The following is a 16,005-nucleotide window of genomic DNA, read 5'->3' on the forward strand; positions in this document are numbered from 1 at the left end:
AATCATGAAGATAACAAAACGATATATTGGTGCTTTTGTCGCTTTATTGCTAAGCATGCCTGCCTTTGCACAGGTGCCAGCTCCTGCGGCCAAGCAAAGTAAGCCGATGCTACTAAAAGGAGCAACACTGCACGTTGGTAACGGCACAGTAGTAGAAAACGCTGCTGTGGGTTTCGATAACGGTAAAATTACGTATGCAGGACCTGTGAGTGGTGCCAGCAGCCTAAGCAACTACGAGGTAGTAGATGTAACAGGGCAGCACATTTACCCAGGCCTTATACAGCCAAATGCCAGCCTTGGCCTAAACGAAGTTGAAAGTGTGCGTGCCACCATAGACTGGCGAGAAGTGGGAGACTTTAACCCACATGTTCGCTCTGTAGTTGCTTATAACACTGACTCTGATATTATACCAACAGTGCGTGCCAATGGTGTGTTGATGACACAGGTGGCTCCTATTGGCGGTACTATAGCAGGTTCGTCATCTATCGTGCAGTTAGATGCCTGGAACTGGGAAGATGCCATTGTAAAGGCCGATGAGGGTATACACCTTAACTGGCCGTACATGCTTATACAAACGGGTGGTACCGTTAACCCAAGGTTAGCCAGCATGGGTGCTCGCCGCCAGGAGACTCTGAATGAATTAGAGCTTTTGCTGCGCGATGCTGCTGTTTATAAAAACCGAAAGCACGATAGCGAGAACCTGAAATTAGCTGCCATGACAGGCCTGTTCGATGGTTCTAAGAAGCTGTACATCCACACAAACTCTGGTAAGGAAATCATCGAAAGCGTAAACTTTGTTAAAGAGCGTGGCGTGAAAGATGTTGTAATAGTGGGTGCACGTGAGGCCTTGGCTGTCGTAGATTTTCTGAAGGCGAATAACATCTCTGTTATTTATTCTGGCGTGCATGCTTTGCCAGCACGTGCCGAGGAAGATGTAGATATGCCTTACAAAACCCCATATTTGTTGCAGAAAGCTGGCATTCCTTTCGCTTTAGACTATGACCTGAGTATACATGGTATCCGCAACCTGCCTTTTATAGCTGGTACTGCCGCTGCTCATGGCTTGGATAAAGAACAAGCACTGGCTGCTGTTTCGCTTAACACTGCTAAGATTCTGGGTGTAGATAAGCAAGTTGGATCTGTGGAAGTTGGTAAAGATGCTACACTAGTAGTTTCTACAGGCGACCTGCTAGATATGCGCACTAACAACGTAACAAAAGCTTTTATTCAAGGCCGTGATGTAGACCTTAATACAAAGCAGAGAGTACTGTATGAGAAGTTTGATGGCAAGTACAAAGCCCAGGCTAAACCATTAGCTAATTAAGCTATCCTATTTAGAAACAAAACAGGCTGTCAGAAATAACAGCCTGTTTTGTTTTAGGCACCTGTTATAGTTCAACTCGGGTATGTTTCTTAAAATCTTTCCTTGGAAAAACCACCTTCTCTTCCAACCAAACTTTGTTTCCTTCTCCTCTGATCTGCATTGTAACAGTTGCGGTATCCTCAGCCCAGGCAATATCAAGAATACCGAAGTTGAGTTCGCCAACTTGTTCTCCCACACGGTAGCTGTTGCCGGTTTTCTTTGCACGGCGGTGGTGTGTCATACCACTCGATTTAATTTCGTAGAGAGGATAAGCATAGCCTTTCAGGTTTATCTTTGATAGTTCGCCAACATGGCTGTCTCCTGTTAATAAAATGGGTACGGCTGGTTTGGTTTGCTCTATCAGTCTGAGTAGGCGGTTTCTGGCTACAGGATAATTAGACCAGTTTGTATAGCTGAGGCCATCGGGAAGAACCTGCAGGCCGCTTGCAATAATGTTCACCTGTGCATCGCTGGCAGCGAGTTCCTGTTCCAGCCACTGCCATTGTGCTTTACCTAGTACATCTGCAAATGGGTTAGGCAAATACAAGCCGAAAATATCTAGTAGAGGATCTTTAAAGTAGCGTACATCCAGCAGAAAGATCTTTATTTTATGTTCTCCTGCACCTAAGGTGTAACTACGGTAAGTTCCCTCTTGCTTTCGAATAGGCGCATCTCTAGGTTCACCCATAAAATCCAGAAACAACCGCTGGCTCTCTGCTTTCTTATCAAACCGCCTGTCCGAGTTGTCATAGCCAAAATCATGATCGTCCCAAGTGCCTGTAATGGGAGTGGTACTAAGAAGTTGCTGATACGGCTTGTGCTGTAGTTGCTTCTCATACTTCTTTTTCATTACCTGCATGTCTTTCGTATCGGCATAAATGTTATCTCCTAGCCAGACCCACAAATCTGGTTGAGTGGCAATTATAGCTGGCCATAATGGTTGCAACTCATCCTGGTTGTTGCAGGAGCCAAAGGCGATGTAGGTATGAGAACTATCTGCGTTGTTAGTTACAGTTCGCTGAAAAGCAATAGTTTGAGTAGCTGAGAGAAGCGAGAGGATAAAGAGTATCAGAATCTTAAAGCACATGTGGCCCAGCTTTGATTAGTATCTAGGGTTTTTACTAGATCATTGGAAGTAAAGGTTTCGACAGACTTTCTATATAGTGGATGAATGCATGAATCTCAGGTTAAAATCTGCAGCATTCTGCGCATCGGATACATAAGTCATTGGTAGGGTAACGAAAAAGCCCTGCTTTTGCAGAGGCTTTTGATGGAGTTTTAAATTTGATAACTAAGGAGACAAAAATGGTTTTACTTGAAGAAAAGCGGATTATGTTCAGCAATCAATCAAATTAGATGAATACGGATAACTTCTCGATAAAGAGGAATTTATTTTAGAAACCAACGCTATACCTTTGTGCAGGCAACAAGCCTATGCTACTAAACCTAGCTCTAGCCCATAAAACTAGGTAGAGCCAGCACTATGGAAAAAGAAATAAAAGAGTTTGAAGCTATCGTGGTCGGTGGGGGACAGGCTGGTCTGGCGATGGGCTATTATCTCAGGCAACTACATAAGCAATTTGTTATTTTAGATGCAGGAGAGAAAATAGGCGCCTCCTGGCAAAACCGCTACGACTCTCTGAAGCTTTTCACACTAGCGCCTTTCAATGGCTTGGCTGGCTTGCCTTTTCCTGGCAAAAGAGATTATTTTCCTTCTAAAGATGAGGTGGCGCAGTACCTGCAGCAGTATGCCAAGCGCTTTGAGTTACCTGTGGTTCTGCAGCAGAAAGTGACAGAAGTGCGTAAGCAGGGTAGCCAATATGTAGTTAAAACTGCTGACGAAACATATACCGCTGCTCAGGTTATAGTTTGCACAGGCGCTTTTCATGTTCCGTTCATACCAGCTTTCAAAAAGCAAATAAATCCAAACATCAAGCAACTGCATAGTGCTGACTATAGACGACCATCGCAACTGCTGCCAGGCAAAACATTGGTGGTGGGTGGCTGCAATTCAGGCTTCCAGATAGCGGAGGAACTGCTAATGGCTGGGCAGGAGGTTTATTTCTCCTTTAAAGGAAAGTTAATCGGCGGCAATACCAGTGCCCTTTTCTTTACATTTTTGTTTAATTCCGGTTTGCTGTCCTGCTCCAAGTATAGCTGGCTCGGTAACAAGATTCAGAAGCGGCAGGAGCCAATCATGAGCAGCAATCTGGATGCTGTGCTGCAACACCCAAAACTGCACCTGACTGGTGCTGCTCTAGGTGCTACAAAAGTGGGCATAATATGTGAAAGGGGAGTGATCCACGATGTGGAAAACAATATTTGGGCCACGGGTTATACTTCAGATTTTTCCTGGATAAAGCTTCCTGTATTTGATATGCTGGGCAAGCCTGTGCAGCATAGAGGAGTAACACAAAGCGAAGGTCTTTACTTTCTGGGTTTGCCCTGGCTGCACAGTCGTGGCTCTGGTTTACTAGGCGGTGTTTCAAACGATGCAGCTTATATAGCCAAGCATATAGCTGCTCACTTTTAAGTTTTATCAGTTCAAAACTCGGCTTTTCTGTCCTGCCATTGCCTGTATAAAAGCAGCTTTGGAGATGAAAGCGTTTTATGTAGCGTTGTGGTATGTTATGCTTTTAAATACGAATGGCGTTGTATACTTCTAAATAAAGGCAAACACTGTAGCCTGATGCACGTTTATAAGTATAAAGTTGAAACTATAAACTACTAAAGCTATGAATAGAAACGAGCAGTATTACGACAGATATGATCGAGACAAAAGGAATCAGGACCAAAAAAATGATCGTGACAGCCGCAAAAACTTATCTAATTACCTGAGCCGCTACGAAAGCCGTGGAAACTACTACGGAATGCCATCAGAAGATTATGAATACAGGAACGTACGAAGCAGCGAGCGCAGTGATTACGGCAATCAGACTTCTGGTCCTGTTTCTGTTGGCTATAATGCTGGCAGCAACCCAAGGTCTGGTGGAAATATCAATCAGTATAACAACCAGAACAGTTATGGCCGTGATCGTGATGACCGCGAAGATTATAACTATAACCGCTATAGCTCAGGCACACAGCAAGGCAACAGAGATAACGACGACCAATACCGCTACGGCGACCCTAATCCCTATATGAACAATAATCGCAACGGAGGCTATGAACGTACCCGTGGCACTGGTTGGGGACAAGAAAGCAATAGAGGAGATAACGATAACGACCGCTATTCCCGCCAAGACAATAGCTATACGTATGGTGGCCAGGGCAGAAGATACGACGACTTCGGCCGTGATGAGCAAAATAACTACGGGCACCAGAATGGCTATAACAAGGGCGATATTGATATGTATAACGACCGTGGTGACCATGACTATGAGCGTATGAAGCGAGACCATAGCTTTGGCAACACGCGCATGAGCAACTACTACGACCGCTACGACGAGGAGAGTGATGATTTCCGTTACAGCGGACGTATTCAAGACTCAAACGACAGCAGGAGCCAGCAAGATAACTATGCCACAGGCATGTATTCTTCTAACAGAGCCTACTTAAGCGATCAGGATTCACAAGACGATCAGTATAACAACAATTCTAGCAAACTCGACCGCAGACACAAATCAGGACCAGATTACTCTAAAAGTTCTTCTATGAGTGATTATGGACGAGGCGAGTTTAGAGGCTAGCGTCAATCTATTAAAAGCAAGAAGCCCGTGGTATAGCTGCGGGCTTTTTACTTTTTGGCTCTAACTGCGTATTACTACCACAAACGGAACTATCATGCTTAAAAAAATATACTTTCTACCGCTTCTTCTGGCATTGCTGCTGAGCGCCTGCACAGCTAAAGTTGCTACTACTGCTAACCAATCAGAAACTATTCTGGATGCTTATTGGATATTGCTTTCACTGGAGGGGCAGAGTGTGCAGCGCCCAAATAATACACAAACAGCTTACATTCGCTTTCAGGAAAACGACAACGACATAACTGGCTTTACGGGATGTAACAGGTTGTACGGAAAATATGAACTAGCTGGGAGTGTAAACGCTATACGCTTAACAAACCTAAATGCTGCAGAAGTAGCATGCAATAACTCAGAGCAGGAAGCGAAGATGCTGCGCCTGTTGCCGCAGGTAACTACCTACAGCATAACTGGCGATTTACTTACTTTATATGCAGGCGGCGGTAGAGCAGTAGCTACTTTCAGAACAGGTGCTGAACACATGGTTACTACACCAGCCCCTGTTCAAAGCAATCAAGATTAGTTGCAGCAGACTAGCTGACCTAGTGCAGTCAGTATACTTTTAACCTTTTCTAAGGAGCAGTTCATTAAACTTCTCTAGCAGCGCGATATACTTCTGTTGCAGCACAATCAGCTCTGCTTCACATTCTTTCAGAGAGCGGGGCTTTTGTTGTGGCTCAGGCTCTCTATCGAAAGGCAGCAGCAGGTTTTGGCTAGGGGGTGCTTGTGTAGAAACCAATTCTTTCTTTACAGTTTTACTCAGATTTGGAAATTCCTTTGAGAAGTCGTGGTGGATCACTTCGCCCAACTTTAAAATAAAGCTGTAGGGAATACTTGCCTCCTTAAACTTATTGTACAGCGTTTTTCTGCTGATCCCCATTCTTTCAGCTACCACACCTACGGCTAAACCACTTTCTTTTATAGCCTCTTTTATTTTTTCTCCTCTGTGTATAGTAGCTTTCATGTGCCGTATGTTTTACCTGTTTCTGTGTAATGCGGGTGCAAGTATACAAAAATTGGTAACATACGTAGCTATTTGTGTAAAACTAAGCTAAAAGCACGGGTGCTACTGGTTACGCAAACTCAATCCTTAGCTGTACACGCTCTGCATCGCGTGGAGTAACAGGTGTAACCGTTACGATGTCACTTTCCTGAAAGTACTGCGCAATGCCCTTGATAATACCGATGGCTACACTCGCCATCCTGCGCTTAGAATGGTAGTCAATAATCAGGAGCTTGTTGCTTACCTTAGATACAGATAGTATAGGAGGGTTTGTTCTACTATCCTCCCTTCTTACAGCACCATGCATTACAGCCTCTGTGTACTGAAGCATCTGAAAAGTTTTCCATTCAGGGTTTAGGTGCTTTCGGTAGATTAATAGCAGGTCTGGCACCAAAAACCGTCCGAAACTTTCCTGTAGTTCATCCACAGAGAGTCCTGTTAATTCAGAGGCTGTCGATACAATAGTCTGTAACTCTTTAGTAGGGTACATCCCATGCATCTGGTACGTTTCATGGTTTATACCTGCGGTATCTAACAACTTAATCCATGTACTGAAGTCGTAGCTGCTCTCTACAAATCTTTTTAAAAATACAAAGATGGAGCCATGCATTTTATCTTCTGTATTATTCGTCATTGTACTAATGCGGGTATACGGTAACTGTTGGTTGGTAAATAAAGGGCAATTTAAGCCTGAGAAGTTGAGGATAAAAAGTTTTTGCCAAATTTCGGATGCTGTATTTTAGTAGTTTTGTACTTGCTGATATACCTTTTTGGCTTCATTATTATTAGCTAAGTGGGTTAGCTTCGTGTAAGAAACACACAGTTAGTTATTTATATATTGGCAAATGTGCAGCAGTGTGCCTGTGCAACAATAGTATAAAAAGATGAGGTTAGGTATGCGATGGCTACCTAACCTCATCTGTAAGATTATGATTTTTGTTTTGGATGGCGCATTAGAACAACAGAACGACCTTCCACTTCTATGTCATCTCCAGGGTTATAAGTCACTCCTTCGTCCTCCACACGGTTCTCGCTGGTGTCCAGTGTTTTTATCCATGCGGTACCATACGGTTTAGGCGGTAATTTAAACTTCAGGGGCTCATGATAAGCGTTGAATATCACATAAAAGCTGTCGTCTATGATCTGTTCACCTTTAGGGCCTCTGGAGTGCAAGCCACGCCCATTCAGGAATACTGCCAAAGACTTTGCATAGTCATGGTTCCAGTGTTCGTCTGTCATTTCGGTGCCTTCTGGCAAGAACCAGCCAATGTCTTGTAGTTTAGTGCCTTTTATAGGCTGCCCCTGAAACCAGCGGCGTCGGCAGAAAACAGGATGCTCTTTGCGCAGCTTTATCAGTTTTCGGGTAAACTCCAGCAATTCTTTGTCGGCTTCTGCCCAGTTTAGCCACGAAATTTCATTGTCTTGGCAGTAGGCGTTGTTGTTACCGTTTTGGGTGCGGCTTATCTCATCACCCGCCACTATCATCGGCACACCCTGCGATAGCAGGAGTGTCGTAAGGAAGTTTCGTTTCTGTTTTTGGCGAAGCGCCAATACCTCTGGGTCGTCGGTTGGGCCTTCTGCACCACAGTTCCAGGAACGGTTATGGCTCTCTCCGTCGTTGTTATCCTCCCCGTTCGCCATATTGTGCTTCTCATTGTACGATACAAGGTCGTTTAGCGTAAAGCCATCGTGAGCTGTTATAAAGTTGATACTGGCAGTAGGGCGGCGGTAGTCGTCTTGGTAAAGATCCGAACTTCCTGTAAAGCGCTCGGCAAACTCGGCGAGCATACTGTTTTCACCGCGCCAGTAGTCGCGCATACAATCGCGATACTTACCATTCCACTCGGTCCAGCCAGCAGGGAAATTACCAACCTGATATCCGCCTTCGCCCACATCCCAGGGCTCTGCTATCAGTTTAACCTGAGAAATAATAGGGTCTTGGTGAATGATGTCGAAGAAAGAGCCTAGTTTATCAACTCCATGCAACTCGCGGGCAAGGGTAGAGGCCAAATCGAAACGGAAGCCGTCCACATGCATTTCCTGAATCCAATAGCGTAAGCTGTCCATAATCAGTCGGAGAACACTCGGCTGATTCGAGTTCAGTGTATTGCCTGTGCCTGTGTAGTCCATGTAGTAGCGCTGGTTGTCTGCAACCAAACGGTAATACGAGGCATTATCTATTCCTTTAAAAGATAGTGTTGGGCCCATGTGGTTTCCTTCACCTGTATGGTTGTAAACCACATCCAGTATAACCTCTATACCTTCTGTGTGTAGGGCCTTTACCATGTTTTTAAACTCCGTTACCTGCTCGCCAAGCGTGCCCGTGCTGGAGTAGCGTACATCTGGAGCAAAAAAGCCGATGGAGTTGTAGCCCCAGTAATTTGTAAGTCCTTTTTCTGCCAGGTATCTGTCTGTAATAAAGTGGTGCACTGGCATCAGTTCTACCGCAGTAATACCCAAGTCTTTAAAATATTGTATGGTTACTGGGTGAGCCAAAGCGGCATACGTTCCCCTAATTTCCTCAGGAATATCGGGGTGCTGCATGGTAAAACCCTTAACATGCGTTTCGTAAATGATTGATTTATAATAAGGAATCTTGGGTGATTTGTCCTTGCCCCAATCGAAATTAGGATCAATCACTACAGCCTTTGGTATAAAAGGTGCGCTGTCAGTTTCATTAAAGCTAAGGTCCCCCTCTGGGTCGTCGAATTTATAGCTGAACAGAGAGTCGTGCCACTCAATGGTGCCTGATATAGCCTTGGCATAAGGATCTATCAGAAGCTTGTTCGGGTTATAGCGTTGGCCGTTTTCTGGCTCATAAGGCCCGTGCACACGGTAGCCGTATAGCTGTCCAGGTTTTAGGTCTGGCACATAAGCATGCCAGACCTGGTGCGTCCGTTCTGTCATTTTAATCTTGTCCGACTCAGTTTCAGACTCTGTTGAGTCGAAAAGACAAAGTTCTACGCCGGTTGCGTTGTCAGCATAAAGTGCAAAATTTACTCCCTCTCCGTCCCAGGTGGCACCAAGTGGGTATGGACTGCCAGGGTATACTGTCGATGTTTTCATATATAAATAAGCAGGCTCGCTAAAGCTGGTTTTAAGTTAGTTGTGTACTATTTTAAATCCTCCTCATGTACGCATATCTTTTTAAAATGATATGCCTGTTTTCAAAACAAAATGCTGTAGTGCAAAGAATCAGTGAGATTCAAAATTTAAAAACAAGCTTTAGCTGTAGCTCTGCTATAATTCGTAGTGAAAAAAGTAATACAAAACGGATATGATTAATTTGATAGATATACTTTTTGTCATAGTTATAGTGGCTAGCATTGTGTCTGGGTGGCATCGCGGTTTTTTGCTGGGCATGCTCGACCTGGTGCGTTGGGTGGGTAGCCTGCTGCTCGGCTTGCACTTTTACCCGCAGGTAGCTGCGTGGCTACAGCATGTGGTAGACTGGAGCGAACTTTGGCTATTGCCAGTCTCTTTTATACTCGTCACCATTGTGGCAAGCATCCTAATCCAAAGCCTCGGCGATTTGCTTCTGAAGAGAGTGCCAGCGCATGCACATCAGACAAAAGAAAATAAGGTTTTTGGTACAGTGCCTGGCTTGTTCAACGGCTTTATAACAGCTGCCATTATTGCTATATTGCTTATGGCTTTTCCGTTGCCAGAAGGTATGGAGCGAAGTGTGCAGAACAGCAGCCTTGCAAATAGGTTTGCTTCCTATACCGAGCAAATAGAAACAGCGGCGGCACCCATTTTTGAGAAGGCAGCGCAGCGAACCCTGAATAAGCTGACGGTAAGCCCTGGATCGGATGAGTTTGTGGAGTTGCCTTATAAGGTGACGGATGCCAAACCAAGGCCAGACCTAGAGGCGCAAATGCTAGAGCTATTAAACGAAGAACGGGTGGCAGAAGGGCTACAACCTTTGGAAATGGATACAGCGCTTACGCGAGTGGCACGTTTGCATTCTGCAGATATGTTTAGCAGAGGTTACTTTTCACACTATACACCCGAAGGCGCTGATGCTTTTGACCGCATCAGGAAAGGGAACGTGCGCTTCAGGACGGCTGGCGAAAACCTGGCCTTGGCTCCAACGCTAAAAATAGCCCACGAAGGACTGATGGAATCCCCTGGACATAGAGCAAATATTTTGCGCCGTCAGTTTGGTAGAGTAGGTATAGGCGTGCTGGAAGGAGGCAGGAGCCAACTCATGATTACCCAGAACTTCAGAAACTGAAACAGCTAACCTTATATCTTTAGCAGACTTTTGTACTCGTCGTGTTGCTCAACATATTTAGCCACGACAGGGCATGTCGCAATTACCTTCAGGTTGTTGCTTTTGGCATATTGCATACCTGCTTCAATCAGTTTATTGGCTAAACCTTTACCTCTTGCTGCTACAGGTACGTAGGTATGCGTAAAGTCCAAAGTATTTTCGGCGGGAGTGGAGTAGGCTAGTTCTGCGTCATCTTCACCTAGCGCGACAGTAAACTGCTGGTACTCCTTATCGTGTGTTACAGTTGTTTCCATAGTTGTTTATGCTTGAGGCTTTTGTTACGCATAATCCATCGGACGGTTTATGTCAGTTAATGTACGTACACCAATTATTGGCAAGATATAAGTCCAAGTTTAAACAATGGTGGTATCTTTGCAGCTTAGTTTTTGAAGATGACAGGTAAACAACATTTCATACTTATACTTATTCTTGGATCGTTATGTACTATCAGTCCTTTTGCTATTGATATGTACCTGCCAGGCTTTCCTGCCATTGCAGCCGACCTCGGAACAACCATTGAGCAGGTTCAGCTTTCCTTAACAAGTTATTTGATCGGTATTTCGGCTGGCCAGTTGCTCTACGGCCCCTTGCTCGATCGTTTTGGCCGAAAAACGCCACTATATGTAGGACTAGCTATTTACATTCTGGCCTCTGTAGGCTGTGCCTTTGTTGATTCGATAGATACCTTAATAGCCATGCGCTTTTTGCAGGCTGTGGGTGGCTGTGCAGGTATGGTGGCAGCACAGGCACTGGTGCGCGATATTTTTCCTGCTGATAAAACGGCTCAGGCTTTTTCGCTTCTGACCTTGGTGATAGCGGTGTCGCCTATGATTGCACCTACAGTAGGAGGCTATGTAACAACAGCCTTTGGCTGGCATGCTGTTTTTATTGCACTGGCAGTTATCACGGCTTTTATTATGCTGGGCGTATACTTCTTTCTGCCAGAAGGCAGACAGCCTGACCCAACTATTTCTTTGAAGCCGAAACCCGTGCTGAACAATTTCCTGATTGTGTTGAAGCAGCCGCAGTTTCTTCTGTATATGTTGGCGGGTGGTATAGCCACAGCAGCGCCCTTTGCTTATATAGCAGGTTCCGCCGATGTGTTCATGAACATTTATGGGGTTAGCGAACGGGAGTACGGCTGGATTTTCGCTATTCTGGCGTTTGCGATGATTGGTTCTACGCAGCTAAACCATGGACTACTGAAGCGTTATAAAAGCGAGCAGATCGTGAACTTCACCCTCTTTTACCAAACAGCCGTCGGAATAGTATTGGTAGTAGGTAGCTGGTACGGTTGGTACGGCAAGTACAGCCTTATTGTACTTATGTTTATCTTCCTAACGGGCCAGGGGCTGACAAATCCAAATGCTACAGCACTGTCGCTGGCACCTTTCAGCAGGTATACTGGTAGCGCAGCTGCTTTGATGGGAAGTTTTAGAATGGCCATGGGTGGGTTAATGTCTGCCGCTATAAGTGTGCTCCATAACGGTACCACCTTACCTATGGTAAGTGTTATGATGATGTGCGCGGTTAGTGGCCTGATTATCCTTCAGATTGGCAAAGGCACCATCCGATACAGAGCCAGAAGGAGAGTAGTGGAAGAAGATAATTCCGTTTTGCTATAACGAATTATATCAGCAACGCCTTTCATAAAACCCGTCAGTTAGCTAAAACTGGCGGGTTTTTATTTTAACCCAACTCCGTGCTGCTTTCATCTGTATACATTAATCATTATCTTAAAATCTTAAACTCACAATTAGCCTAAAACTCGCTACAATACATGGTGCAGCAAGCTGTAATTGGTATAGACATAGGTACAACCAGTACCAAAACAGTAGCTTTTAGTACAGCAGGTAAAGTCCTCTTCCAGCAAACGGTGGAGTATCCTACAATTACGACCGACAGCGGCCTTGCAGAGCAGGACCCTGAATTGGTTTTCAGAGCAGTACTGGAGTCGCTGCGCGTGGTATTAGGGCAACTGCACATCGGGAAGTTTGCAGTAGAAGGTTTCAGCTTTAGCAGCGCCATGCACAGCCTTATTGCTGTAGATGAAGCGGGAAACCTGCTTACCAACTGCATTATCTGGGCCGATACCCGAAGCAACAGTTATGTAGCCGAACTTAAAGACACCGAAGTAGGGAGGGATATTTATGCCAGCACAGGCACACCGCTACACCCTATGTCGCCCTTGCTTAAGCTGTGCTGGATGAGAGACCATTTAACTGATGTCTTTTACAAAGCTGCCAAGTTTATAGGTATAAAAGAATATGTGTGGTATATGTTCTTTGGCGAGTACGTTACTGATTATTCTATCGCTTCGGCCACAGGCTTGTTTAATATTTATACTTTGCAGTGGCATGCACCAGCTTTAGAAGTGGCAGATATTTCCGCAGAGAAACTTCCGACTCCTGTACCCACCACCCACACCTGCCGAAACTTAAATCCTGTTTTTGCCGCTGAGTTAGGCCTTGCCGCCGATGTGCCGTTTGTTGTAGGTGCCAGCGATGGTTGCCTTGCTAATTTGGGTACTGGTGCCATAAGATCAGGGCACACAGCGGTAACTATCGGTACGAGTGGGGCCATTCGGGTGGTGTCAAACAAAGCAGCCACCGATCCGCAGGGTAGAATATTTAGCTACATACTAACCCCAGGTCATTTTGTGCTGGGTGGTGCCGTGAACAACGGAGGGGTGGCTTTACGCTGGTTTCGTGATAATTTTGGAGAGACTGAAATGGTAGAGGCACTAAAGCAGCAGGTTAATCCTTATGTGTTGCTTTGCAACGAAGCCGCTACGGTGCCAGTTGGTGCCGATGGCCTTATTTTTCTGCCTTACCTGTTAGGAGAACGGGCACCTATCTGGGACGCAAATGCCCGCGGATGCTTTTTTGGAGTGCACCTGAACCACAAACGGGAACACTTTATCAGAGCTTTGCTGGAGGGCGTCATCTTTAGTGTGTACAGTGTGGGTAAGGCTTTAGAAGAAACAGTAGGACCAGTATCTGTTATTTATGCCAGCGGCGGCTTTTCCCGTTCTGAAGTATGGGTACAGATGCTGGCTGATATTTTCAACAAGAAAGTTTTGTTAGCGGAGACGCCAGAAGGTTCTGCTTTTGGGGCAGCCATAATGGGTATGTATGCCTTGGGCATCGTAAAAGGCCTAGAAGAGGCAGAGCAGATGGTGCACATTACCAGAACTTTTGTGCCTAATGAAGCAGTGCACCAACAGTATCAGAAAAACTTTAGCATATTTGAAGCACTCTATCCTAAGCTAAAGGATAGTTTCAGCCAGATCAGTAGTTTGCAGGCAGAAGAGTAGCGAGACAGTGGCAGAAGGCATTGGCTGCACGTTTTATAGTTCAATCAGTTTAAGATCCTAACCTATTCCTCATGTCTCTATTAATTGTTGTTGCGGGTATACTTATCCTGCTGCTCCTAATCCTGGTTTTTAAGCTTAATACGTTTATTTCTTTAATTGTAGTAGCGCTTGGTATAGGCATTGCCGAGGGAATGGCCGTGAGGGATGTGCTGGCATCGGTGCAGAAAGGTGTAGGAGATACCTTAGGCTCCTTGGTGCTGATCTTGGGTTTCGGGGCAATGCTGGGTAACTTGGTGTCGGAAACAGGGGCTGCCCAGCGCATAACATATGGACTGATTAACCGCTTTGGCAGGAATAATGTGCAGTGGGCAATGGTGCTGACTGGATTTGTAGTCGGGTTACCCATGTTCTATAATGCTGGCTTTATCATTCTGATGCCGTTGGTTTTCTCAGTGGCAGCCTCCGCAAGGGTTCCTTTGTTATATGTCGGTTTGCCAATGGCGGCATCTCTATCAGTTACGCATGGTTTTCTTCCGCCGCACCCTGGCCCTACAGCTATTGCTGTTATGTTTGAAGCCGATATTGCCCTGACTTTACTCTATGGGCTTATCCTGGCTGTGCCTACCATCATTGTAGCAGGGCCTTTGTTTGGGCGTCTCCTCAAAAATTTTGAAACCTCTCCTCCAGAGGGCCTTTTTACGGTAAGGCAGTTTTCTGACGAAGAAATGCCAGGTTATGGCGTGAGTGTTTTTACGGCGCTTGTGCCAGTGCTGCTTATGGCTACGGCTGCTGTTATTTCCTTAGTGCTTCCTCCCACATCTTTTATAAGAGAAGTATTTGAGTTCATCGGTGACCCTGTGATGGCGCTTCTGATTTCGGTACTGGTGGCTATGTTTACCTTAGGCTTGAACCGAGGCAGAAGAATGGAAGAGGTTATGAAACTTTACACCGATTCCATTGCAGGCATTGCCATGATTCTGCTGATAATTGGCGGAGGTGGTGCCCTGAAGCAGGTACTGGTTGATAGTGGTGTTAGCAACGTGGTGGTGGGGATGATAGAAGGCACCACTCTATCTCCTTTATTTCTTGCCTGGCTAATTACGGCATTGCTGCGAGTGTGCCTGGGTTCAGCTACGGTAGCAGGACTAACGGGAGCTGGTATTGCATTGCCACTGCTGGCTAGCACTGGCGTAAGCCCTGAGTTAATGGTGTTGGCTATAGGCTCAGGTAGCCTTATGTTCTCGCACGTAAACGATCCTGGCTTCTGGATGTTCAAAGAGTACTTCAACCTAACGCTTCCTCAAACTATAGCTACTTGGTCTATTATGGAAACAATTGTTTCTGTGATGGGGCTGATTGGTGTGCTGGTGTTGGAACCGTTTGTGTAAAGGCTAAATAAGGAATTACAGATATTTAGGCAGTAAAAACTATAAAAACAGAAAAGGCTCCCGTAAAACAGGAGCCTGATCCGATATCGAAAATTAACTTTTCAACTTTTAGCCATTCATTATTACGGTAGAAGTTGATGCTTGGTTTTAGGTTTCTTCAAAATAATTGAAATATTTTTTACTCTGCGGCGTTACCTATAGTTCTGGTTACGTTTAAGTGGCTCCAGCAAATGTTCCAGCCCGTTAGTTTTTATTTCAAAGATGGTAGCCAACTGCATACCAAGCTTCCCCTCAGGAAAGCCCTTGCTATAAAACCATTCGAGGTAGGAGACAGGCAAATTGCAGAGAATAGTGCCTTTATACTTGCCAAACGGCATTTTCATCTTCACGAGGTCTTTCAGAATATCTGAATTTGGTTGGTTGGGTTCTGCCATAAATTTTAATGCTTTATACTTTCTTATGGCTGCCTCAGGCCTTTATCATGTGGATGTGGTCAATACCGTCCTCATCATAAACTTCGCTGGACTGCTCAAAGCCAAACGATTCATAGAACTTCTTGGCATATAATTGTGCGCCTATTTTGATCGGACCTTTACCAAATAAATTGTAGCAGGCATCAATGGCGTAATCTACCAGTTGTTTTCCAACGCCAGTACCTCTTACCTGCATGCTGGTTACTATTCTGCCAATCGACATTTCGGTATAGTACAAGCCTGGTGGAACTAGCCTTGCTGTTGCCACAAGAGTATTATCCTGGTAAAAGAGAATGTGGTGGCATTTCTGGTCTTTATCGTCCATATCCAGGAAAATGCAGGTTTGCTCTACTACAAATACCTCGCTGCGCAGCCGAAGCATGTCGTAAAGCTCGGTAGGGGTAAGGGAATTAAAATCTTTACAGATCTTTGTGAGTGCCATG

Annotated in this window: 15 protein-coding genes; 8 read left to right on the forward strand and 7 right to left on the reverse strand. The window is 45.2% G+C overall.

What is annotated here, in order from left to right:
• Positions 1-4 precede the first annotated feature (4 nt).
• Positions 5-1,324, forward strand: coding sequence for an amidohydrolase family protein (locus LN893_RS05220; RefSeq protein ID WP_229968743.1), 1,320 nt, complete (start codon positions 5-7; stop codon positions 1,322-1,324).
• A 64-nt stretch (positions 1,325-1,388) separates the two neighbouring features.
• Here LN893_RS05220 and LN893_RS05225 read toward each other — a convergent pair whose 3' ends face one another.
• Positions 1,389-2,450, reverse strand: coding sequence for an alkaline phosphatase D family protein (locus LN893_RS05225; RefSeq protein WP_229968744.1), 1,062 nt, complete (start codon positions 2,448-2,450; stop codon positions 1,389-1,391).
• Between the two features lie 396 nt (positions 2,451-2,846).
• Here LN893_RS05225 and LN893_RS05230 point away from each other — a divergent pair, with 396 nt between their 5' ends.
• From LN893_RS05230 to LN893_RS05240, 3 genes are all read left to right on the forward strand, one after another.
• Positions 2,847-3,896 carry a flavin-containing monooxygenase gene (locus LN893_RS05230; protein ID WP_229968745.1) on the forward strand — a complete coding sequence of 350 codons (1,050 nt, stop codon included), beginning with the start codon at positions 2,847-2,849 and terminating at the stop codon, positions 3,894-3,896.
• Between the two features lie 202 nt (positions 3,897-4,098).
• Positions 4,099-5,052, forward strand: coding sequence for a hypothetical protein (locus LN893_RS05235; RefSeq protein WP_229968746.1), 954 nt, complete (start codon positions 4,099-4,101; stop codon positions 5,050-5,052).
• A gap of 94 nt (positions 5,053-5,146) precedes the next feature.
• Positions 5,147-5,629 carry an META domain-containing protein gene (locus tag LN893_RS05240; protein WP_229968747.1) on the forward strand — a complete coding sequence of 161 codons (483 nt, stop codon included), beginning with the start codon at positions 5,147-5,149 and terminating at the stop codon, positions 5,627-5,629.
• Between the two features lie 39 nt (positions 5,630-5,668).
• Here LN893_RS05240 and LN893_RS05245 read toward each other — a convergent pair whose 3' ends face one another.
• The 3 genes from LN893_RS05245 to glgX form a co-directional block, all read right to left on the reverse strand.
• On the reverse strand, positions 5,669-6,070 hold the full coding sequence (locus tag LN893_RS05245; protein WP_229968748.1) for a hypothetical protein: 402 nt from the start codon (positions 6,068-6,070) through the stop codon (positions 5,669-5,671).
• Between the two features lie 109 nt (positions 6,071-6,179).
• Positions 6,180-6,743 (reverse strand): heme NO-binding domain-containing protein, encoded by a 564-nt coding sequence (locus LN893_RS05250; protein ID WP_229968749.1) that lies wholly within the window; start codon positions 6,741-6,743, stop codon positions 6,180-6,182.
• A 293-nt stretch (positions 6,744-7,036) separates the two neighbouring features.
• Entirely contained in the window at positions 7,037-9,175 is a 2,139-nt protein-coding gene (gene glgX / locus LN893_RS05255; RefSeq protein ID WP_229968750.1) for a glycogen debranching protein GlgX, read from the reverse strand.
• 211 nt (positions 9,176-9,386) lie between these two features.
• Between glgX and LN893_RS05260 the strand changes: the two genes are divergently transcribed.
• Positions 9,387-10,346, forward strand: coding sequence for a CvpA family protein (locus LN893_RS05260; protein ID WP_229968751.1), 960 nt, complete (start codon positions 9,387-9,389; stop codon positions 10,344-10,346).
• A gap of 11 nt (positions 10,347-10,357) precedes the next feature.
• Here the strand turns inward: LN893_RS05260 and LN893_RS05265 are convergent, their stop codons facing one another.
• Entirely contained in the window at positions 10,358-10,639 is a 282-nt protein-coding gene (locus tag LN893_RS05265) for a GNAT family N-acetyltransferase (protein ID WP_229968752.1), read from the reverse strand.
• Between the two features lie 138 nt (positions 10,640-10,777).
• On the opposite strand from LN893_RS05265, the gene LN893_RS05270 reads away from it, so the two are divergent.
• The 3 genes from LN893_RS05270 to LN893_RS05280 all read left to right on the forward strand — a co-directional run bounded on the left by LN893_RS05270 (position 10,778) and on the right by LN893_RS05280 (position 15,089).
• On the forward strand, positions 10,778-12,010 hold the full coding sequence (locus LN893_RS05270) for a multidrug effflux MFS transporter (protein WP_229968753.1): 1,233 nt from the start codon (positions 10,778-10,780) through the stop codon (positions 12,008-12,010).
• Positions 12,011-12,165: 155 nt separating this feature from the next.
• Positions 12,166-13,701: a gluconokinase gene (locus LN893_RS05275; RefSeq protein WP_229968754.1), complete on the forward strand. Its 1,536-nt coding sequence runs from the start codon at positions 12,166-12,168 to the stop codon at positions 13,699-13,701.
• A gap of 71 nt (positions 13,702-13,772) precedes the next feature.
• Positions 13,773-15,089 (forward strand): gluconate:H+ symporter, encoded by a 1,317-nt coding sequence (locus LN893_RS05280; RefSeq protein ID WP_229968755.1) that lies wholly within the window; start codon positions 13,773-13,775, stop codon positions 15,087-15,089.
• A 191-nt stretch (positions 15,090-15,280) separates the two neighbouring features.
• Here the strand turns inward: LN893_RS05280 and LN893_RS05285 are convergent, their stop codons facing one another.
• The gene (locus LN893_RS05285; RefSeq protein WP_229968756.1) at positions 15,281-15,523 is read right to left on the reverse strand and encodes a DUF3820 family protein; all 243 of its coding nucleotides are present in this window, start codon (positions 15,521-15,523) and stop codon (positions 15,281-15,283) included.
• A gap of 34 nt (positions 15,524-15,557) precedes the next feature.
• Positions 15,558-16,004: a GNAT family N-acetyltransferase gene (locus LN893_RS05290; RefSeq protein WP_229968757.1), complete on the reverse strand. Its 447-nt coding sequence runs from the start codon at positions 16,002-16,004 to the stop codon at positions 15,558-15,560.
• Between the last annotated feature and the right edge of the window lies 1 nt (position 16,005).

The organism is Pontibacter harenae, from assembly GCF_020907245.1.
GTDB lineage: Bacteria > Bacteroidota > Bacteroidia > Cytophagales > Hymenobacteraceae > Pontibacter > Pontibacter harenae.